Origin of the sequence: Micrococcus terreus (assembly GCF_900116905.1) — a bacterium.
Classification (GTDB): domain Bacteria; phylum Actinomycetota; class Actinomycetes; order Actinomycetales; family Micrococcaceae; genus Citricoccus; species Citricoccus terreus.
This window is the reverse complement of record NZ_FPCG01000005.1, coordinates 1-19557: the sequence shown is the minus strand read 5'-3', so window position 1 is coordinate 19557 and position 19557 is coordinate 1. Positions and strand designations below refer to the sequence as shown.

General features: G+C 69.4%; 23 protein-coding genes and 1 pseudogene. 9 read left to right on the top strand and 15 right to left on the bottom strand.

The features are described from left to right. Nucleotides 1-138 precede the first annotated feature (138 nt). Together BM355_RS07415 and BM355_RS07410 are read right to left on the bottom strand one after the other, a co-directional pair. A complete protein-coding gene (locus tag BM355_RS07415; RefSeq protein WP_091696775.1) occupies nucleotides 139-792 on the bottom strand; it encodes a TlpA family protein disulfide reductase in 654 nt (217 codons plus the stop codon). Beyond that, nucleotides 767-1603: a class I SAM-dependent methyltransferase gene (locus tag BM355_RS07410; protein ID WP_091697099.1), complete on the bottom strand. Its 837-nt coding sequence runs from the start codon at nucleotides 1601-1603 to the stop codon at nucleotides 767-769. Before BM355_RS07410 ends, BM355_RS07415 begins: the two co-directional genes overlap by 26 nt. Before the next feature lie 162 nt (nucleotides 1604-1765). On the opposite strand from BM355_RS07410, the gene BM355_RS07405 reads away from it, so the two are divergent. Next, complete coding sequence (locus BM355_RS07405; RefSeq protein ID WP_143109447.1) at nucleotides 1766-2305, top strand: QcrA and Rieske domain-containing protein; 540 nt, start codon at nucleotides 1766-1768, stop codon at nucleotides 2303-2305. Here the strand turns inward: BM355_RS07405 and BM355_RS07400 are convergent. Further along, nucleotides 2302-3222 (bottom strand): SURF1 family cytochrome oxidase biogenesis protein, encoded by a 921-nt coding sequence (locus BM355_RS07400; protein ID WP_245760664.1) that lies wholly within the window; start codon nucleotides 3220-3222, stop codon nucleotides 2302-2304. The two genes, BM355_RS07405 and BM355_RS07400, sit on opposite strands and share 4 nt — an antisense overlap. 651 nt (nucleotides 3223-3873) lie before the next feature. Here BM355_RS07400 and BM355_RS15000 point away from each other — a divergent pair. Together BM355_RS15000 and BM355_RS07390 are read left to right on the top strand one after the other, a co-directional pair. Then, nucleotides 3874-4077, top strand: a pseudogene (locus BM355_RS15000) (four-helix bundle copper-binding protein); the annotation flags it as partial. 183 nt (nucleotides 4078-4260) lie between these two features. Beyond that, nucleotides 4261-4629, top strand: a complete 369-nt coding sequence (locus BM355_RS07390) for a hypothetical protein (protein WP_091696770.1) — start codon at nucleotides 4261-4263, stop codon at nucleotides 4627-4629. 553 nt (nucleotides 4630-5182) lie between these two features. On the opposite strand, the gene BM355_RS14330 is transcribed toward BM355_RS07390, so the two are convergent. Further along, nucleotides 5183-5338, bottom strand: a complete 156-nt coding sequence (locus BM355_RS14330; protein ID WP_177227884.1) for a hypothetical protein — start codon at nucleotides 5336-5338, stop codon at nucleotides 5183-5185. 539 nt (nucleotides 5339-5877) lie between these two features. Between BM355_RS14330 and BM355_RS07385 the strand changes: the two genes are divergently transcribed. Beyond that, nucleotides 5878-6255, top strand: coding sequence for an ArsR/SmtB family transcription factor (locus BM355_RS07385; protein WP_091696769.1), 378 nt, complete (start codon nucleotides 5878-5880; stop codon nucleotides 6253-6255). Beyond that, nucleotides 6255-7208: a cation diffusion facilitator family transporter gene (locus BM355_RS07380; protein WP_091696767.1), complete on the top strand. Its 954-nt coding sequence runs from the start codon at nucleotides 6255-6257 to the stop codon at nucleotides 7206-7208. Before BM355_RS07385 ends, BM355_RS07380 begins: the two co-directional genes overlap by 1 nt. Nucleotides 7209-7380: 172 nt before the next feature. Here the strand turns inward: BM355_RS07380 and BM355_RS07375 are convergent, their stop codons facing one another. The 9 genes from BM355_RS07375 to arsB form a co-directional block, all read right to left on the bottom strand. Beyond that, entirely contained in the window at nucleotides 7381-8094 is a 714-nt protein-coding gene (locus tag BM355_RS07375; protein WP_091696765.1) for an OBAP family protein, read from the bottom strand. A 384-nt stretch (nucleotides 8095-8478) separates the two neighbouring features. Further along, nucleotides 8479-9297 carry an AAA family ATPase gene (locus BM355_RS07370; protein ID WP_091696763.1) on the bottom strand — a complete coding sequence of 273 codons (819 nt, stop codon included), beginning with the start codon at nucleotides 9295-9297 and terminating at the stop codon, nucleotides 8479-8481. Between the two features lie 20 nt (nucleotides 9298-9317). Beyond that, a complete protein-coding gene (locus tag BM355_RS07365) occupies nucleotides 9318-9668 on the bottom strand; it encodes a hypothetical protein (protein ID WP_245760663.1) in 351 nt (116 codons plus the stop codon). A 47-nt stretch (nucleotides 9669-9715) separates the two neighbouring features. Next, nucleotides 9716-10342, bottom strand: a complete 627-nt coding sequence (locus tag BM355_RS07360) for an arsenate-mycothiol transferase ArsC (protein ID WP_091696760.1) — start codon at nucleotides 10340-10342, stop codon at nucleotides 9716-9718. A 23-nt stretch (nucleotides 10343-10365) separates the two neighbouring features. Next, nucleotides 10366-11826: an FAD-dependent oxidoreductase gene (locus BM355_RS07355; RefSeq protein ID WP_091696757.1), complete on the bottom strand. Its 1461-nt coding sequence runs from the start codon at nucleotides 11824-11826 to the stop codon at nucleotides 10366-10368. Then, nucleotides 11819-12844: a thioredoxin-disulfide reductase gene (gene trxB / locus BM355_RS07350; protein ID WP_091696754.1), complete on the bottom strand. Its 1026-nt coding sequence runs from the start codon at nucleotides 12842-12844 to the stop codon at nucleotides 11819-11821. The genes BM355_RS07355 and trxB overlap by 8 nt, the downstream gene beginning before the upstream one ends. Before the next feature lie 14 nt (nucleotides 12845-12858). Continuing rightward, the gene (locus tag BM355_RS07345) at nucleotides 12859-13308 is read right to left on the bottom strand and encodes an arsenate reductase ArsC (RefSeq protein ID WP_091696752.1); all 450 of its coding nucleotides are present in this window, start codon (nucleotides 13306-13308) and stop codon (nucleotides 12859-12861) included. Nucleotides 13309-13364: 56 nt separating this feature from the next. Continuing rightward, nucleotides 13365-13817 (bottom strand): arsenate-mycothiol transferase ArsC, encoded by a 453-nt coding sequence (locus BM355_RS07340; protein WP_091696749.1) that lies wholly within the window; start codon nucleotides 13815-13817, stop codon nucleotides 13365-13367. 29 nt (nucleotides 13818-13846) lie between these two features. After that, a complete protein-coding gene (gene arsB, locus BM355_RS07335; protein ID WP_091697093.1) occupies nucleotides 13847-14926 on the bottom strand; it encodes an ACR3 family arsenite efflux transporter in 1080 nt (359 codons plus the stop codon). A gap of 127 nt (nucleotides 14927-15053) precedes the next feature. On the opposite strand from arsB, the gene BM355_RS07330 reads away from it, so the two are divergent. The 3 genes from BM355_RS07330 to BM355_RS07320 are packed head-to-tail and all read left to right on the top strand — an operon-like array spanning nucleotide 15054 to nucleotide 17067. Continuing rightward, nucleotides 15054-15431, top strand: a complete 378-nt coding sequence (locus BM355_RS07330; protein ID WP_091696747.1) for an ArsR/SmtB family transcription factor — start codon at nucleotides 15054-15056, stop codon at nucleotides 15429-15431. Beyond that, complete coding sequence (locus tag BM355_RS07325) at nucleotides 15424-16593, top strand: ArsO family NAD(P)H-dependent flavin-containing monooxygenase (RefSeq protein ID WP_245760662.1); 1170 nt, start codon at nucleotides 15424-15426, stop codon at nucleotides 16591-16593. Before BM355_RS07330 ends, BM355_RS07325 begins: the two co-directional genes overlap by 8 nt. 48 nt (nucleotides 16594-16641) lie before the next feature. Beyond that, nucleotides 16642-17067, top strand: coding sequence for a heavy metal-responsive transcriptional regulator (locus BM355_RS07320; protein ID WP_177227883.1), 426 nt, complete (start codon nucleotides 16642-16644; stop codon nucleotides 17065-17067). Between the two features lie 203 nt (nucleotides 17068-17270). Here BM355_RS07320 and BM355_RS07315 read toward each other — a convergent pair whose 3' ends face one another. Next, on the bottom strand, nucleotides 17271-17906 hold the full coding sequence (locus BM355_RS07315) for a hypothetical protein (RefSeq protein WP_091696744.1): 636 nt from the start codon (nucleotides 17904-17906) through the stop codon (nucleotides 17271-17273). Between the two features lie 234 nt (nucleotides 17907-18140). After that, a complete protein-coding gene (locus BM355_RS07310) occupies nucleotides 18141-18758 on the bottom strand; it encodes a recombinase family protein (RefSeq protein ID WP_143109446.1) in 618 nt (205 codons plus the stop codon). Between the two features lie 486 nt (nucleotides 18759-19244). On the opposite strand from BM355_RS07310, the gene cmtR reads away from it, so the two are divergent. Further along, the coding region (cmtR, locus tag BM355_RS07305; RefSeq protein ID WP_091695440.1) for a Cd(II)/Pb(II)-sensing metalloregulatory transcriptional regulator CmtR at nucleotides 19245-19557 on the top strand (313 nt) is incomplete at its 3' end.

Genomic DNA, 19557 nt, shown 5'->3' with positions numbered 1-19557 from the left:
CTCTCGTCCCTGGACTGCCTCTCGTCACCGGGGCATTGCGTCGGCGGCGGCGAACCGGCAAGGCCGATCCCATCGCCGGGGCCGACCGCCGCAGTCCCGGTGGCGGTCAGGGGACGTGTCCAGGCGGTCATGGGACGCTCAGGCCTGTTCATCCAGCACGGTGGTGATCAGGGTGCGCAGCGTGGAGGGCTCGGCGATCCCCAGGATCCGGGCCGAGACCCGGCCCTGGCGGTCCAGCACGATGGTGGTGGGCACGGCCTGCGGCGGCACGTAGTCCGTCATCGCCAGCAGCACCTCCCCGCCCCGGTCCTCCACCGAGGGGTAGGTGATCCCGAAATTGCGCTCGAAAGCCTGCGCCGTGGCGATCGTGTCCCGAACGTTGATGCCCAAGAACCGCACCCCCTCGGGGGCGAACTGCTCGTGCAGGGCCTGCAGGTCCGGGGCCTCCACCCGGCACGGGGCACAGGCGGCATACCAGAAGTTCAGCACCGCCGGATCCCCGGCCAAGTCCTCGGTGCTGACCGGCTCCCCGGAGAACAGGGTGGAGCGGAACCGCACCGGCTCCCCGCGCTCGGCCGGGGCGATCTCCAGGACCGACCCGTCACCGGCGATGTAGTTCTTGCCATCGGCGTTGCCGGCCTGGGCGGCCAACGGGTCGTCCGAACTGCAGGCCGCCAGCAGCGGCAAGGACACGACCCCGGCCAAACCGGCCAGCACGCCGCGCCGTCCCGGCCAGCCCGGGTGGTCCGGGCTCCGGCGATCGGACTCACGGGAATGCTGGGCGCAGGACATGGCGTACTTCCGGGACCTCTCCCTCGGGGCAGGACGTCCCCGGAATTCTACAGCCCGTAGAAGGAAGGGGAGAATCCGCACCACGATGCTCCCGTCGAGGCACGGGTTCCAGGCCGGGCGGCGCGGGCGCGGCGCCGCTGGCGCTGGTAGCGCTGATGAGGCCAGGGACCCTCGGTCCGCCCCGCCCGGCTCGGCGCGCTCCCCTGTCGGCACCGGGTTCGGCCTGGACGGTGCCGGGCTTGTGCGCGATGAAACGCAGCACCCGACCACCGCGGGAGACCTGGAGGCGGACCGGCTCCAGGCCGGCATGTTGCAGGGCCGGTCCGAACGCGGCCGGTTCGATGAGCCGGTGCGCCGAGCGGTCGGCCACATGCAGCCAGGCGGCGGCGCGCGAGGCGAGCAGGTCGTAGCCCACGAAGAACCCGCCCGGCCGCAGGACCCGGGACGCCTCGGCCACCGCCTGTTCCCAGTGGATCACGTGGTGGAGCATGAGAAAGCTCAGCACCGTGTCGAAGGACTCCTCGGCGAAGGGCAGGGCGGTGGCATCGGCCTGGCGTACCTCCGCCGCGGACCGGGCGAGGCGCCGTTGCGCGGACCGGACCATCGCCGGGTCCGCATCGGTCGTGGTGAGACGAAGCCGGGGGTGGGCCGCAAGGATCGCTTGGGCCATCGCTCCGCTGCCTGCACCGATCTCCAGCACCCTCCCGGCCAGGGGCACACCCTGCGTCGCCCAGGGAACCAGCCGCCGGGCCACAAGGCGCCACGGCGCACTGCGACAGAACGCGGCCTCCAGGGTGGACATCCTCGGCATGGCCCCCACCTCCCCACGCACCGACACGGTCTGAGCCGAGACTACGTCCCCGAGCAGCAGCATTGAACCGGACGGATGTGGCGCGGCCGCGGTCTGAGCCAACTCGCCTGAACCACGTCACGGGCGTCCACCGATCGGAGACGGACGGCGAATAATGAACGGATGACTTCCGCGATCGATCCCACCGCCCACACCTCCACCGCCAGCACCCCCACCGCTTCGGGTCACCGCGACGGCGAGACCGCCTGTGGCGGGTGCGGCACCTCCCGCAGGGCCTTCCTGGGGCGCGGTGCGGTCATCGGTGCGGTGGGAGTGGCCACCACGGTGGGCCTGACGGGCTGCACGGAGGACCTCCAGGCCGAGGCCAGCGCACCGTCACAGCACCCCGGTGGTTCCCCCACCCCGGCCCTGCCCGCCGCGGACCTGCCGGTCGGTGGCCAGGCGTCCGTGACCATCGGCGGTCGAACCCTGTTGCTGCACCGCGAATCCGAGGACACGGTGCGTGCCTTCTCCGCCGTGTGCACACACCAGGGGTGCACGGTGGCCCCGGGCCAGAATCGGGGCCAACCCACCTTCGCCTGCCCCTGCCACGGGTCGCACTTCGACGTGGCAACGGGCGTGCCCTACGGCGGCCCGGCCCAGAAACCGCTGACCGAGTTCACCGCCTCCGTGGACGGCGACATGCTGATGGTGACGATCTAGTGCCGCGAGTCGACCGCGTCGAGCATCGCGTCCTCGACCTCCTCGTCCGTGGGCCGCCCGCCGCGGCGCTTCACGGGGCGGGCGCGCGGCGCGCGGTGGGCCGAGAGGTAGCCGTCGTCCTCGGTCAGCCCCAGTTCCCGGTCGTCGCGGTCGTTGACCGCGCGCTGCCGGGCCATGTAGCCCCACACGATGAAGCTCATCAGCCCGAACATGAACCACTGCAGGGAGTAGGACAGGTGCGGGCCCTCGTCCAGCGGAGGCTTCGGCGGCTGCTGCAGCGCCACGGCCGGGGTGGGGGACTCCGTCGCGAGCTGCCCGTACGCGGTGTCGGCCACGTCGTAGCCGACGCTGTCCTCGAACGCCGCGAGGTCGATCGACGCGAGCTGGCCCTCGGGGGCGTCCCGGCCCAGGTCCGGCTCACCGGGCTTGATGCGGGTGACCACCGTGACCTCGCCCGCGGGGGGCGTCGGGACGACGTCGGGACGGCCGGGGGTGGTGTCTCCGATGGGCAGCCAGCCGCGGTTGACCACGATCACGTCGCCGGTGTCCGCCCGGAACGGGACGAGCACCTCGTAGCCCGGCTTGCCGGCCAGGGGCCGGTTGCGGACGATCCGGGTGTCCTCCTCGAGGTACTCCCCGTGCATCTCGACCGGGGTCCACTCCTGCTCCGGCCGCACGTCCGTGAACAGCCCGGCGTTGCCGGCCAGCGGCACGGCCGGCTCGTCGTAGTTGGAGAGCACCTTGTTGATCTCGGCGACGGTCTCCATGCGGCGGTCCATCTGCCACTGGCCCAGCAGGGCGCAGGCGAGGGCGAAGAGGGCGCAGAAGACCAGGCCGCCGAGCCACTGGGGCGAGATCAGGAAACGGTAGTCGAGGCGGCCGCGCTTCGCCGGCCGGTCCGTCAGGGTCTCAGTCAAGGGGCAGTACGTCCTTCAGCAGTCCGCGGGACCGCAGGTAGTCGGTGAGCCAGTCCCGGTGCCCAGGGCAGGCCAGCCAGGTCTTGCGCCGGTCCGGGCCTGGTGTGCACGTGCGGCGGGCATGGGTCGGCCCCTCGGATCTGGGTTCGCGACGTGAGGTCGACGTGGGGTTGTTCCCCGGCGGCGAGGAGGCCGGGACCGGGCAGGCCGGCAGTATTGAGCCCACGAGCCCCGGCCCCGGGTGCGAGTAGGGGACTCCTCGGCGTCCGCGGTGCCGTGACCGGCTCACCCCGCGGGGCCCCGGGGCTTCGGTGAGCTGACTCTGTCCCGAGCGGCCGGGAGGAAATGGTGTTCACGGTGGCTCAGCCGCTTTCACGCCTCGGGCCCCGGAAGGAAGCACGGGAGGCCAGCGGGCCTCCGCGCCCCCTCCATGGGCCGGCGTCGGCCCGGAATCCCAGTAACGGCGGGGTTTCCCACCATTGCGGCGACCACGGACGGTGTCCGTGGCGGGCGGCGATCTTCACGAAACCTTCAAGGTTCGGCCCCTCCGTCCGCGGCGCAGGGGCGGTCCGCGGTCGGTGACCGGGCGGGCGTGGGCGTCGATCCCTCGGATCGACGAAGGAGCGCACCGCGACCCATCCCGTGAGCACCATGCTGGACACCTCCCCGATGCAGGTGGGGAGCATCGGCCGGCGGATGTTGGCCGAGTGCATCCAGGCCTGTTCCCAGCGCCCCCAGGCCTGCACGGCTTGCGCGGACACGCACCTGGTCCAGGACATGGCCGGCGGGGTGGCCAAGTGCCGTACTGACGGGGATTGGGCCGACCCCTGTTCGGCCGCCGGCAACGTGCCGTCCCGACGCGCCGGGTGCGTCCCGGACCTGCCTGATGGCGATGCGGTCGGCGGTGCGGATGCGAGACCCCGGCTGGGTTTGCGGCGACAGGCCGGAACGCCATCTCTACTACACTGCGTAGAAGAAGGTTCTACTACAGCGCGTAGAAGTAGAACATGTGTGGGCCCCATCTGCCTAAGGAGCGATATGCCTCGCATCACCATTGGACTCGGCGTCCTGCTCATCGCCGTCGGCGCCATCGCCTATATCGCCACGGCGTTCGCCAGTTGGACGGCGCTGATCCCGGCCATCCTGGGAGCGGTGATCCTGGTCGCGGGCCTCATTGGCCGGAAGAATCAGAAGCTCGGCATCCACCTGGCCCTGGCCGTGGCCGTGCTGGGCATCCTGGGCACCTCGATGAACGTCCTGCAGCTGGGCGCACTGATCGCCGGCACCGCGGAGCGTCCTACGGCCGTGTTCACCAGCACGATCACCTTCGCCCTGCTCCTGCTCTATGTGGTCCTGGGCGTCCACTCGTTCGTCTCCGCCCGCCGGTGGAAGGCCGCGGAGGCCTGATCCCCGGGCCGGCCACCACTGAGGACAGCGCCTACGGTCCTTGCCCGCGCCGCCCAGGGCACCGGCCCCGGTGAGAGGGCATGGTGATGAGGCAGGACGACCGGGCTCCGGAGAATGACCGGGCCGTGTGGCCCCGGCGCCGGCCTCTCAGATTCGGGTCGTCCGTCCTGCTATCCAGGGACACCGCCGGACCGCCCTGCCTCGAGTCGGTGGTGGTGCCGGGCTGGCGCAGGCTGCCTGCCCACCAGTTGTCCCCCGGTCCACGGCACTGGGCGGCAGGGCCGGGCGATGATGGCGCCGCCTGCGTGCTGTTCCCCACCGGCGCTATCCCGCTCTGTCGTGTCCAGCGGTGAGGCGAGGCCTACTGTCTACTGCGGCCCCCACCGGCCGCGCCCCCGGGCCCGACCCTCCGGCCTCCGACGTGAACGGCAATGGGGTATGTCCGCCCGTGGCAGCCGCGCTGAGCTGCAGGTGGTACGTGGAGGTCGGATCATGCTGGGGCCGTGGCCTGGCCACGGGGTGCCCGGGAGCCAACGCGGACGCCCGGTGTGGCCTACTCGGTGCCGTCGGTGGCGGGGCCGCTCAGGTCGCGGCTGATCTGTGGTTCGCCGGAGTCCTCGAAGATGATTTGGACGTCCCGGTGGACGGTGCCGTCCGGCATGGTGACGTCGGCGCGCAGCGCATTGCCGCGCCACCCCTTGTCCTCCACCGATTCGACCCCGTATTTCTTGGCGACGTTCTCCTGGATGTTGTTCTGCGAGGTGATGTCTCCGTAGACCGCATAGGCGACAGCCGCCAGGCCGATGACGAGGGCCCCGCCCCCGCGAACACCTCACGGACGGCATCCTTCGTCCGGTCCGGTCCGGCGAAGCGGGCGTCCTCGTCGTCCAAGTGGGCCTGGTAACGCTTGCGGCGCCACAGCCCGTGGGCGAGGACCGCCAGCCCCACGATGGCCACGAGCGTGCCGACCCATTGGGTGACGAGAGGGGTCTGGAGGTCGATCGGCGCGTACATGACTCCATTGTCTCCCGACTGTCTGGTCCGGGAGGACCGCTGGTCGCGCGCCCCGGGCGGTCGCGGGTCCGCCACTCCTGCGCACGGCGCTGGTGCCGTAGGTCACGCTCACCGGCCTGAGCGCCCCGGCCCTGAGGGCGCCCCCGGGCTTCGGGCAAGGCGGGCGCCCCGACGGCACGCCGATCGTAGCGTTCTCAACCTTGTCAAATCGCCGGTTGTGGCTATCATCGTTGTATGACGATATATCCGATCCGTGACGAGCCCTCGGGGTTCGAGGACCGCGGCGCCTACGCAGCACTGTTCCATGCGCTGGCCGAACCGACTCGGCTGGCGCTGCTGGAGCACCTGGCCACCGGGGAGCACCGGGTCCGGGACCTGGTGGATCACATGCACCTGGCGCAGTCCACGGTGAGCAAGCACCTGGCGTGCCTGCGGGACTGCGGCCTGGTCAGGGTGCGCGCCGAGGGCCGGTCCTCGTGGTTCTGTCTGGCCGACCCGTCCCGGCTGACCGATCTGATGCAGGCCGCGGACGCGCTGCTGGGGGCCTCCGGGGTGTCGCTGTCCCTGCGGGACCACCATGATCACGACGATCTGATCACCGAGGAGGGCTGATGGGCGCCGGACACCAGCACGGCCAGAGCCACAGCCACGGTCAGGTGCCGCAGCAAGCCGATCGGGGGATGCGCGCCCGACTGTTGATCGCCTTCGGCCTGACCGCGATCATTGTTCTGGCCCAGGCGGTCGGCAGCGTGGTCACCGGCAGCCTGGCGCTGCTGACCGACACCGCCCACGCCGTGAGCGACGCCTCGGGATTGCTCGTGGCTCTCATCGCCGCGACCATGATGCTGCGCCCGCCCAGCAGCTCCCGCACCTGGGGCTTTGCCCGGATCGAGGTCATCGCCGCCCTGGGCCAGGCGGCGCTGCTGCTGGTGGTCGGCACCTACGCGGCGGTCGAGGGCATCCGTCGACTGTTCGAACCCGCGCAGGTGCCCGGCACCGAGTTGCTGGTCTTCGGCGTCATCGGGCTGGTCGCCAACGTCGCGGCCATTGCGGTGCTGGCCTCCAGCCGGGGGGCGAACTTCAACATGCGCGCGGCGTTCCTGGAGGTCCTCAACGACGCCCTGGGATCCGTGGGGGTGATCGTCGCGGCGATCGTCATCAACACCACCGGCTTCCAGCAGGCGGACACCATTGCCGCCCTGTTCATTGCCGCCCTGATCGTGCCGCGCGCGTTCTCATTGCTGCGGGAAACCGTGCGGGTGCTGATGGAGTTCACCCCCAAGGGCGTGGACCTCGACGAGGTCCGCGAGCACATCCTGGCACTGGAGCACGTCAGAGATGTCCACGACCTGCACGCCTCGATGATCGGCACCGGCCTGCCGGTGCTCTCCGCCCACGTCGTCGTCGAAGATCGGTGCTTCGAGTCCGGCCACGCCCCGCGAATCCTGGAAGAGGTCCGCGCCTGCGTCAAGGAGCACTTCCCCGTCTCGTTCGACCACGCCACCATCCAACTGGAGACCACCGCCCTGCGGGACCAGGAGGCCGCCTCCGTGCGCCACGCCTGAGGCCCACACCGCGTCCATGCCCGGATGTCCAAACTCTTCTTTGCCAGTCAAGCGGCATCCTGACTAGAGCCTTGACAAGCCCGATCTCATCGCTGCTGGATTCAACGGCCGGCTCGACGCCGGAGACTGTCAATCCCCTGTCGGCACCTTCCTCCGCTGTCATGCGACAGACTCAAGCGTCCTCGACGTCCACGACGCCGGGGATCGGTGAGGTCCCGGTGAACTGATCACGCATCCTGTTCACACTTTCCTGAGGATGCGCCTCGGAGACGAAGGACTGACGTTCGCCCCGCGTCTTGACGGTGTCCAATCCCATCGCCTCCTCCCGGTTCTGCTCCAGCGACGGATCACACTCACCGTCCCGGTTGAAGGACCACATGAGCATCGGGTCGCCCATCGGCAACGGGTGACCCGGATCGCCGTCGTGCCGGCCGGTGTGCCAGGTGTGCCACGTCTTGCCGTAGCTGTTGAGCAGTCTTTTCATGAAGGCCTTCTCGGCGACATCGGGCAGTCCCGGGGCGACAAGCTGTCCGGAGAGGATCTCAAAGTTGTGCGGATGCCAGTAACTGCGCTCCTGCTCCGGCAGGGTCCGGTAGAGCGCTTCGGACACGATGTACTCGATGCCGATGAGGTTAGCCTCGCGGGTGTTGCCGTCGAAGAGAACACACTGGATGAAGTCGTCGTTGACCACCCGGCAGTAGTGGTGGGCCTCCATCTGCATCTGCGGGTCGTCCATGGCCGGATGGAACCCAACGCCGTAGACATCGAAGTCCTTCAGCGGGGCGGTTCCCTGGAAGAGGTTCGCTCCCTGCTCCAGCGCCGCCAGTCCTGCCCCTTTCCCCTGACCCGCCGGGGTGGTCGGACTCTGGCGCACCTTGCTGCTCATGGCGATCTTCCCATCCTCGAGGCCGTGCCAGTGCTCCCTGTCTACTGCGCGGCCCAAGCACACGCAATGGCTGTGGCGCTGACTCGCCGACCCAAGTACGGCCGGCGTGGGCACACACTTCCCTGAACTATGCCCGGAGCGCCTCGCTACCAGGGATGGCAGTCGCTGGCGTGTCGGTGAGGGGTCCCCTTATGGACAGTCCTAGCATTCACAAAGTTACAGTTCGTGCCGGTGACTCCTTATATCCATGCAGCCGACTTCAGCCGCTGCCAGTCAGGATCGAGTGTCCAAGCGGGTATACCCGATTTCACACTTGAGGTCCTGACGTCAGATTGTGACTTCGTCTGCTGAATGGCGGGGTTCTTCGGTCGCTTCGTGGCGGGGTCAGGTGACACCGATGACCAGGGTGCTCTGTGCGGCTTCGATGACGTCGTTGGTGATGGTGTCGAGTTCGTTGATCTTCAGGACCCGCTGGATCTGGGGGAAGAGGCGTTCGAGGAGCCGGAAGTTGCCGCGGGTGATCCGTGCGATGGCTGCGATGGCTTGGGCGTCGGTGAAGTCGTCGGGGTCGAGGGTCTTGCCGAGGGATCGCCAGTGTCGCTCGAGGACGAACAGCAGTTCGTCTTGTCCCAGGGGCCGGTACTGGTGGGCGAAGCCGACTCGGCTGTAGAACTGGGGGTAGTGGCTGAACTGCTTCTCCAGGCCGGGCATGCCGATCAGGATCAGGGCGATGTCGTCGCGGTCGTAGCGATCGCGCAGCAGTTCCAGAGCGGCGGGACGCAGTCGTTCGGCCTCGTCGACGATGATCAGCTCCACGTAGTTCCTGCCGTGTCGCCATCCCCAGGCCTCGGGAGTGGCCGTGCCGGGAGGTACGAGGTGCTGCTCGATGCACATGTTGGTGCGGGTGATGGCTTGGGTCAGCTCGTCCTTCAGGGTCCGCGGGGTGGTCAGCACGCTGGGGGTGTAGAGCACGGTGCGGCTCTGGTTCAAGGCGGCGTAGATCTTGGCGTCGTTGTCGGAGCGCGGCCCCCAGTAGGTCAGCAGGTCATGAGCCTTCTCGTAGTGTGCGTAGCGGCGTGCGGAGAGTGTCTTTCCTACGCCGGCTGATCCGAAGCACAAACCGATGGTGTGCCCGCGGCGCACGGCGTCGGCGAACTCGGTGAAGCGGTGGTGCTCCTTGGTGACGATGAAGCGCTGGCTCACCTGAGGTCCTCCTTGTAGATCTACAACGCCGACCTCGGCGCCGGAGCTGGTGCTTCGGTGATCCGTGGTGTCTCGGTAGGTGCGGCCACGAGGGCGATGCCTTCGGCGGTCATCACCCGGCGCGGGCCCCGAGTGTCCAGGATCCTGCCGACCCGCACCCCGGCGAGGGCCGAGACGATCAGCCCGGCCGAGAAGGCGCCGGTGATCGCGGTGTGGCTCCAGCCGGTGTCCGCGGCGATCGGGGCCAGGGCCACCGGCAGCGAGTAGTACAGCAGCCCCCAGCTGGTGGTCACCGCGATGCACAGGGCGGTGAGGCCACCGCGGGGGCGGTCCGAGGTGAGCCGATCGGTGGCCGTGTCGGTGGCGGCCATCATCCTCCCGATGATCCGTGCGGACCTGCCGCCCGCAGACCCCCGATTCAGTCCTGGAGCTGGGCCCAGAGGTCCCGGACGCGGGCGTCGATGTCCTCGACGATCTCACGGACCCCCTCCACGGTCTGCTCGGCGGGGTCGGTGATCTCCCAGTCCAGGTACCGCTTGCCCGGGTAGACCGGGCAGGCGTCCCCGCAGCCCATGGTGATGACGTAGTCCGCGGCCCGCACCACGTCGTCGGTCAGCGGTTTCGGGTAGGCCCCGGACACGTCGACGCCGCGCTCGGCCAGGGCCTGCACGACGAGGGGGTGGACCTCCGAGCCGGGCAGCGACCCGGCCGAGCGGACCTCCACGCCGTCCCCGGCGTGGTGAGTGAGCAGGGCCGCGGCGATCTGGGAGCGGCCGATGTTCTGCACGCACACGAAGAGCACCTGCGGGACCGGGGAGTGGATCTTGCCCTGCCCCTGGCCCAGGGCCCGCAGCCGGTTGTCGGCGAAGTGCGTGGCGGTGGAGGCCAGGTAGGTGCGGAGCCTCGCGGTGCGCGAGAGGGTCGCGTAGGACTCGAAGACGTAGCGCTCCACCGTCGCCGGGGAGAAGATCCCGACGTACTTCTCGGCCAGGTGTTCGGCGTTGCGTTGCAGGACGTGGGTGTCCAGGGTGGTCGGCTCGGACATGGCGACTCCTCAGGGCGGGATGGTCAGCAGCAGGCGGATACGCGGGTGGCAGGGGCAGTGGACAGGATCGTGATCGGCTCGGGCTCAGCGGCGCAGCAGGCCACGGCCGGTTCCGCGGCCACCGTCGGGGCGCAGCACCCTTGGTCTGCGTCCGGGGTGGCGGGGGCCGGTGCGTCGCAGGATCCGCCGAGGTCGGTGGAGCAGACCCCGGTCTCGGGCAGTTCGAGGCGCACTGCGTCGGCGGCGGCCCGGTCTCCGGCCAGGGCGGCGGCGATGGAGCGGACCTGCTCGTAGCCGGTGGCCATTAAAAAGGTCGGGGCCCGGCCGTAGCTCTTCATCCCCACGAGGTAGAAGTCCGGCTCCGGGTGGGAGAGGACTCGCTCCCCGTGCGGGGCCACGGAACCGCAGGAGTGGAACTCCGGGTCGATGAGCGGGCCCAGCTGCCGGGGGGCCTCCACGGCCGGGTCCAGTTCCAGGCGCAGTTCGGAAAGGAAGCCCAGCTCGGGTCGGAATCCGGTGGCCGGGACCAGCACGTCTACGGCCAGCTCACGGTCTCCGACCGGGGTGTTGGCGTGCACCGTGAGGCCCTGGTCGGTGGGGGTGAAGGCGGTGATGGTGAAGGAGGGGTGCACCTGGATGGTCCCGGATTCGACCAGGTGGCGCAGTCGGGTGCCTAGGGCGCCGCGGGCGGCCAGCTCGTCGCGGTCCTCCCCGCCATAGACCTTCGACGCGTCGGCCGAACGGACCGCCCAGGAGATCCGGGTGTCCGGGGCGTCCTGGGCCAGGGCGCCGAGCTCGAGCAGGGTGTTGGCCGCGGAGTGTCCGGCCCCGACAACCAGCACGTGCTGGCCGGCGAACCGGGCCCGATCGGCCCCCAGGACGTCCGGCAGCGCGACGGTGATCCGTCCCGCGGCGCGGGCCTGGGCCTCGCCGGGGGCCTGGAGCCCGGCCTGGCCCAGCGGGTTGGGTGTGGTCCAGGTGCCGGAGGCATCGATCACCGCGCGGGCGCGGAGGTCTTCCACGGTCCCGTCGGCGTGGGCGACGCGGACCAGGAACGGGGTGTCCTGTCGGCCGGCGGTGCGGGTCTTGTCCATCCCGGCCCGGGACACCGCGACCACCCGGGCGTTGGTGCGGATCCGGTCTGCCAGGGCCTCGGTGGCGGCCAGCGGGGCCAGGTACTGCTCGACGAGCTCGGTCCCGATGGGCAGCGCCTCCGGGTCCGGGGCGACCCAGCCGGTGGCCTCCAGCAGGCGGGCCGCGGCGGCGTCGATGTTGTACCGCCAGGGTGAGAACAGCCGGGTGTGGCCCCAGTCCCGGATCGCCGCCCCGACCTCGGGGCCGGCCTCCAGGACCAGCGGGGCCAGGCCGCGCTCGATCAGGTGGGCGGCGGCGGCCAGGCCCACGGGCCCGGCCCCGATGACCACGACCGGCAACCCGGGGGCGCCGGCGGTGTCCGTGCTGGTTGTGGTGGTGGTATCAGCCATGGGTGGGCTCCTCGACGAGTGCAGTGGCGATGCTGTCGGCATCACTCAGGGCGGCCAGGTAGCGTTCGGCGTCCAGGGCCGCGGCGCAGCCGGTCCCGGCGGCGGTGATGGCCTGACGGTAGCGGTGATCCACCGCATCCCCGCAGGCGAACACCCCGTGCAGGTTGGTGTGAGTGGTGCGGGCGTCCACCACGATGTACCCCTCATCGTCCAGCTCCAGCTGGCCGGCGACCAGCTCGGTGCGGGGCAGGTGCCCGATCGCCACGAACACCCCGGTCGCGGCCACCTCACGGGTCTCGCCGGTGACGGTGTCGGCCAGGGTGACCCCGGTGACCTTGTCGGCACCGTGGATGGCGGTGACCTTGCTGTTGTAGGCAAAGCGGATCTTCTCGTTGTCCTTGGCGCGGGCGGCCATGATCTTCGAGGCCCGCAGCGCATCGCGGCGGACCACGACGGTGACGGTCTTGGCGAAGCGGGTCAGGAACAGGGCCTCTTCCATGGCCGAGTCCCCGCCGCCGATGACGATGATGTCCTGGTCGCGGAAGAAGAATCCGTCGCAGGTGGCGCACCAGGACACCCCGTGCCCGCTGAGGCGCTTTTCCTCGGGGAGGCCGAGTTCCTTGTAGGCCGAGCCGGTGGCCACGATCACCGCCGGGGCCCGGTACGTCTTCCCGGCCAGGGTGGTGACCTGCTTGAGGTGCCCGGTGAGCTGGACGGTGGCGGCGTCGTCGTACTCGATGACCGCGCCGAAGCGGGTGGCCTGTTCGGCCAGTCCGGCCATCAGTTCCGGGCCCTGGATGCCGCCGGGGAAGCCGGGGAAGTTCTCCACCTCGGTGGTGGTCATCAGCGCCCCGCCGTGGGTGACGGATCCGGCGATCACCCGCGGGGTGAGCCCGGCGCGGGCGGCGTAGATCGCGGCGGTGTAGCCGGCCGGACCGGAGCCGATGATGATCAGCTGGTCGGTGGCCTCAGTACTCGTGGCCTCGGTGCTGGTGGTGTTCGTGGTCGTGGTGTCCATGGGGTGGCCCGCCGTCAGTTCGTGGAGGTGCCGGCGGGGAGCAGTTCGGTGATGAGCTGCTGGATGCGGGTCTTGATCTCGTCCCGGATCGGGCGGACGCCCTCAATGCCCTGGCCGGCGGGGTCCTCGAGCTTCCAGTCCTCGTAGCGCTTGCCCGGGTAGAACGGGCAGGCGTCCCCACAGCCCATGGTGATGACCACGTCCGAGTCCTGGACCGCCTCGTCGGTGAGGACCTTGGGCTGGTTGGCGCTGATGTCGATGCCCTCTTCGGCCATCGCCTGCACGGCGGCCGGGTTGACGGTCTCGGCCGGGGCGGAGCCGGCGGAGCGGACCTCGATGCGTCCGTCCGAGAGGTGCTGGAGGTAGGCGGCGGCCATCTGGGAGCGGCCGGCGTTGTGCACGCACACGAACAGCACCGAGGGCTTCGGGGTCGTGGCGGTCTCGGGGGTGGTCTCTGCGGTCATCAAGTCATCCGTTTCTGTTAGGAGGCGATTAGGGGGAGGTAAGCAGCCAGAGGGTGTCAGGAGGGGGTGCTGTCGCCGGCCCCGGTGAGCTCGGTGAGCAGGGTGCGCACCCGGGCGTCGATGTCGTCGCGGACCAGGCGCATCCGCTCGATCCCCTCGATGCCGCGGGTGGAGGGCTCGTCGGTGTGCCAGGTCTGAATGGTCCCGGCCATCCCCTTCACGGGGTCGACGCGGGCCTCGTCGCCGAGCACGATGACGCGGTCCACGCGGGCCAGCAGCTGCGGGTCGATGGGCTTGGGGTGCCCGGCGGACATGTCCGCCCCGACCTCGGCGATGACCTCGGCCGAGAGGGCGTTGATCGACTCGCCGGGCTTGGTGCCGGCGGAGTGGACCTCGACGGTCCCGGCGGCGTGGTGTTCCATCAGGGCCGCGGCCATCTGGGACTTGCCGCCATTCTTGGCGCAGACGAACAACACGGACGGCCGGGACGGGGACTCTGGGGTGGTCATCTCTAGCTCTCCTGTCGGGGTGTGGGGGTTCAGTGGCGGCGCGCGGCGGCGGTCTCGGGCCGGGCCGGGACGGTCGGGTCGCCGGGGAAGAGCTTACGTCCGGCCCACAGGCAGACGTAGATGAGCCCGACGAGCACGGGGACCTCGATCAGGGGGCCGACGACGCCGGCTAGGGCCTGGCCGGAGGTCACCCCGAAGGTGCCGATGGCCACGGCGATGGCCAACTCGAAGTTGTTCCCCGCGGCGGTGAAGGCCACGGTGGTGGACTTGGCGTAGCCCAGGCCCACGGCCTTGGAGGCCAGCAGCGCGATGCCGAACATCAGCACGAAGTAGGCCAGCAGCGGCAGGGCGATGCGGGCCACGTCCCAGGGGTTGGAGGTGATGGCCTCGCCCTGCAGGGCGAAGAGCAGCACGATGGTGAACAGCAGCCCGTACAGGGCCCACGGTCCGATCCGCGGCAGGAACGTCTCCTCGTACCAGGTGCGGCCCTTGGCCTTCTCGCCCAGGGTGCGGGTGAGGAACCCGGCCAGCAGCGGGATGCCGAGGAACACCAGCACGCTGAGCACGATCGCCCAGACGGAGAAGTCGGCGGACGTGGTGGGCAGGCCCAGCCAGGACGGCAGCACCTGGAGGTAGAACCAGCCCAGGGCGCCGAAGGCGATGACCTGGAAGACGGAGTTGATGGCGACCAGCACGGCGGCGGCCTCGCGGTCCCCGCAGGCCAGGTCGTTCCAGATGAACACCATGGCGATGCAGCGGGCCAGCCCGACGATGATCAGCCCGGTCCGGTACTCCGGCAGGTCCGGCAGCAGCATCCAGGCCAGGGCGAACATCAGCGCCGGGCCGACGACCCAGTTCAGCACCAGGGAGGTGATCATCAGCCGCTTGTCCCCGGCCACCCGGTGGGTCTCGTCGTAGCGGACCTTGGCCAGCACCGGGTACATCATCACCAACAGCCCGATGGCGATCGGCAGGGACACCTCCCCGATCTTCACCGCCTCCAGGGCGGTGTTCAGTCCCGGGATGAACCGGCCCAGCAGGAGCCCGGCGACCATGGCCAGCCCGATCCAGGCCGGCAGCCAGCGGTCCAGGAAGGACATCTCCTTCATCACGCCCTGCTGGGCGGGCGGCGGTGCGGTGGTGGTGACGCTCACGGGGAACCCATCTGTTGTATCGACCAATATCGATATGGACGCTACATGGGCATATCGATGTCCGTCAATGTAGGATGGGGTGATGGCCCCGACAGTCACCCTCTCCGCCCCCTTCGACACCGACCGCGACCAGCCCGGCGCCGGCGTCCTGGAGTGCTGCCCCCTGTCCGAGGGGCCGCTCGACGCCCCGGACGCGCAGCGGCTGGCCGGGATGCTCAAGGCCCTGGCCGAGCCGATGCGCCTGCGCCTGCTCTCGCACGTGGCCGCCCAGGGCTGCGCGGCGGTGTGCTCCTGCGACCTGACCGAGGAGCTCGGCATCAGCCAGCCCACCGTGAGCCACCACATGAAGAAGCTGGTGGAGGCCGGGCTGGTCACCCGGGAACAGCGCGGCACCCGGGCCCACTACAGCGTCATCCCCGAGGCCTTCGCCGAGCTGCGCCGCGTCCTGGACCTTGGCTGACCGTCCCGACGTATCCATCGGGCCTGCCCGGCAGGTCGACGTCCTGGTGATCGGCGGCGGACAGGCCGGCCTGGCCGCCGGGTTCTACCTGCACCGCCTGACCCGCGACGCCGCCCGGGGCCGCGGCGGACCGGCGCCCAGTTACGCGATCCTGGACGCCAACACCCAGCCCGGCGGGGCCTGGCAGCACTACTGGGACACCCTGGAACTGTTCTCCCCGGCCGCCTACAGCTCCCTGCCCGGCTACCGGATGCCGCCCTGGACCGGGGCGGGCAACCCCTCCGCCGAACACGTGGTGTCCTACCTGCGCACCTACGAGGACCGCTACGAGCTGCCGGTGCACCGACCCGTCACCGTCCACGCCGTCGAGGACCACCCCGCCGGCCCCGACGGTGGCTACCTCACCCGGACGGACCGGGGCACCTGGGAGAGCACAGTCATCATCAACGCCACCGGCTCCTGGCGCCGCCCCTTCGTGCCCCGGCTCCCCGGCGCGGAGGAGTTCACCGGGACGCAGTTGCACACCACCGGCTACCGCAGCCGCACCCCTTTTACCGGGCAGCGGGTGGTGGTGGTCGGCGGGGGGAACTCCGGGGCGCAGATCGCAGCCGACCTGCTCCCGGCCGCCAAGTCGGTGACCTGGGTGACCCGCCGGTCACCGCGCTACCTGCCCGACGAGGTCGACGGCCGGGCCCTGTTCGCCCTGGCCACCGAGCACGTCCAGGCCGTGGGCCGCGGCGAGCCCAGCTCCGGCGGGGTCGGGTCCCTCGGGGACATCGTCGCCGTGCCCCCGGTGCGCGCGGCCCGCGACGCCGGCCGACTGGAGGCCGCCCCGATGTTCACCGGCTTCACTCCCACCGGCATCCGCTGGGACGATGGCCGCACCCTGGAGGTCGATACGGTGCTCTGGTGCACCGGCTTCCGCCCCGACCTCGGTCACCTGCGCCCCCTGGGCCTGAGCATGGACGGCACCACCCCGGCCACGGACCGCGACCTGCCCACCCGATCCGGTGACCGCGCCGGGATGTTCTTCCTCGGCTACGGGGACTGGTGCGGCCCGGCCTCGGCCACCCTCATCGGGGTCGGTGCCCCCGCCCGGGCCACCGTCACCGCTGCCACCGAGCACCTCACCCACACCCTGGAAAACGGTCGAAAAAAATAGTCCGCAGGTCTTGACCTTGGAGTGGACTCCAAGGTTTATCGTCAGTGCATGACGACCCAGACAGCGCTCCGGCAGGGCATGCGGATCGGTGAACTCGCCGAGGCGGCCGGCCTGAGTACGGACACGATCCGGTACTACGAAAAGGCGGGCCTGTTGCCCCCGACGGCCCGCACCCCGGGCGGGTATCGCGCCTACGGCCCCGAGGCGGTCGACCGTCTGCACTTCATCCAGGGCGCCCAACGACTGGGCCTGCGGCTGGAGGACATCGGCAACCTGCTGACCATCAGGGACACCGGCACCTGTCCTTGCGAACCCGCCGCCGACTTCCTCACCCGGCGCCTGGCCGAGGTGGACGCCCAGATCCAACGCCTCGAAGCCCTGCGCACCGAGATGGTCACCATGCTCGAGGGACTGCCCGCCGGGGACTGCCCCCAACCGGCCCCCGGAACCTGGCTCCAACAGAACGGGAGGTGATCCAAGATGAACGACTGCTGCAACGACCCGACCTGCCGGCCCGAGAACTGCGGCTGCGGCTGCTAGAACACCAAGGGTGGGGGCCAATGGCCCCCACCCTTCTTTAAGAAGTTCCCTGCCTGTGGATTTGATCGCTAAATGGCCTTCTGTGATCGCTAAATGGCGGCTCCGACCATGGGCTCAGACGTGTCCGTTAGGGATCGCTAACCAGATGCCGGTGGCGCGTCGTCGAGACGGCGAGGAGGCCGGTCATTGGAGCGCGACTTGTCGCTAGGGCGCAGCGCCACCCGTGAAGCTGTCGTGAAGGCGTCTCGTGCAGCTTTAGCACGTAAGACGGCATCGGTTACGACGTCGAATGCTTGATAGCTCTCCAAACCGCCGGCGGCGTCCCATAGCGCTTCGTGCAGGCCCTGGGCAGAGCGGACTTCTTCGACCGTGCCTACGAGGGCAATCTCAGCAACCATCTCTTCCAGCGCATCGAGACGCTCGAATGCGTCCTCTACGGCCTCCACGAGAATGGACCGAGTCACGGCGTCGAATACTCCGGGGATCCCCTGCTCGGGCGTCAGCAGGATCGTGCTGTGTGCAGGCATACGCACCGGCCGATCATCATGGTCGAGCTGCGCAGCTGCGGACCATAAATCCCGTTCGAGCCTCAGAGAACCGGCCAAAAATCGCGTGTTGACGCGGAGGGAGTCAGTCAACCACCGAGACCGATCCTCTGCGAGACGGCGCTGCCGCTCAGCCTTGCCCGCCAGCAACTGGCTCAACAAGGCTCCAGCAAGTGCTCCGAACACACCGACAGAAGCGACCAGCAGCTGCACCGTCATATCGTCCATCGCATCATCGTGCGACTTAGTCGCAATGGAACCACGCAGACCCGCTGGAGGAACCACCGCCGGACACACCAGAAGCTCACGTGGATCAACGGTGGTCCGCCGCGGGCCGCGTCCCGTATGACCGGTCCGGTGGTCCGTCCCGATGACGGGGCGCCATACGGCGCGCCCCTGGACGGGTCATCATCGGCGTCGCGGTCCGGACTCAGCGGAGCATCGATCCGTGGCCCGCGGTGGTCATCGGCGTTGGGCCAGCACCTTCTGTCCGGCCTCGCGCAGTTCACCGGTGGGTGAGACGTGGCGGTAGAGGGTCTGGCGGGTGATGCCCAGCTCCTTACACAGCGCGCTGACGTTGGTGTCCTTCTTGCCCATCGAGGCCATCGCCAGGCGGATCTTGGCCGGGGTCATCTTGTAGGGGCGGCCGCCGTTGCGGCCCCGGGCCCGGGCGGAGGCCAGTCCGGCCTTGGTGCGTTCGGAGATCAGCTCGCGTTCGAACTCGGCCAGGGCCGCGAAGATCCCGAACACCAGCTTGCCCGAGGCGGTGGTGGTGTCGATGGCCGCGCCCTGGCCGGTAAGGACCTTCAGTCCCACGCCCCGCTCGGTGAGGTCGTGGACGATGTTGACCAGATGGCGCAGGTCCCGACCGAGCCGGTCCAGCTTCCACACCAGCAGAGTGTCCCCGGACCGGAGGGCCTTCAGGCAGGCAGCCAGGTGGGGGCGGTCGTCGGTCTTGCCGGAAGCCTTGTCCTCATACAGTGCCTCGGGGTCTACGCCGGCGGCGAGCAGGGCATCGCGCTGCAGGTCGGTGGTCTGGGAGCCGTCGGCCTTGGACACTCGCATGTACCCGACCAGCACCGTGCACCTCCACTGTCATTTATCCGTTCGTTTACGTGACAGAGGACTCGCAACCCGCGAAGTTTTGCAAAGTTGTCCCATAACCTGTCATCTATTCTATGTGCCGTAGACGGCCACGGTGAGGATTAATGTGACATGGACTCTGGCGGACGCCGACCCCGTCGCATTCGCCTCGGACTTGTGGACGGCCTTCGTCGTTCCTGCGTCCCTTTCGAGAACAGGACTATTGAGCAAAAGCGGGGTTAGTGCATAGGACTCTTGAGCAACCGGAGTTCAGAAGCCAACAGCACCACCCGCAGGATCACTGCCCTGAGAGTGCAGTCGGGTTCTGAAAGTGACAACGGGTCTTACGGGACAGCCCGCCAGGCGTGCCGTCGTTCCTCTCGATAAGTAGCGGTGGTGTCCGGTGAGGGTTCCCCTTACGGGCATGCGATCTGGGCGGACGCCTGTGACCGAGTGTTCAGTGCGCGCTGTATAGTTCAGTCCATGCTGACTATTGCTTCGCGTCTCGACGTGATGAACCGCCTGGGTCGTGCACTGGCCGACCCCACTCGATCCCGGATCATCTTGACCCTGCTCGACCATCCCGCTTACCCGGCGGAACTGGCCCGAGATCTGGACCTGACACGCCCGAACGTGTCCAACCACCTGGCATGCCTGCGCGATTGCGGGATCGTCGTCTTCGAGCCCGAGGGTCGTCGGACACGATATGAGATCGCCGATTCGCACCTGGCGCAGGCGCTGACGGCACTGGTCGATGCCACCCTGGCAGTGGACGAAGACGCCCCGTGCATCGATC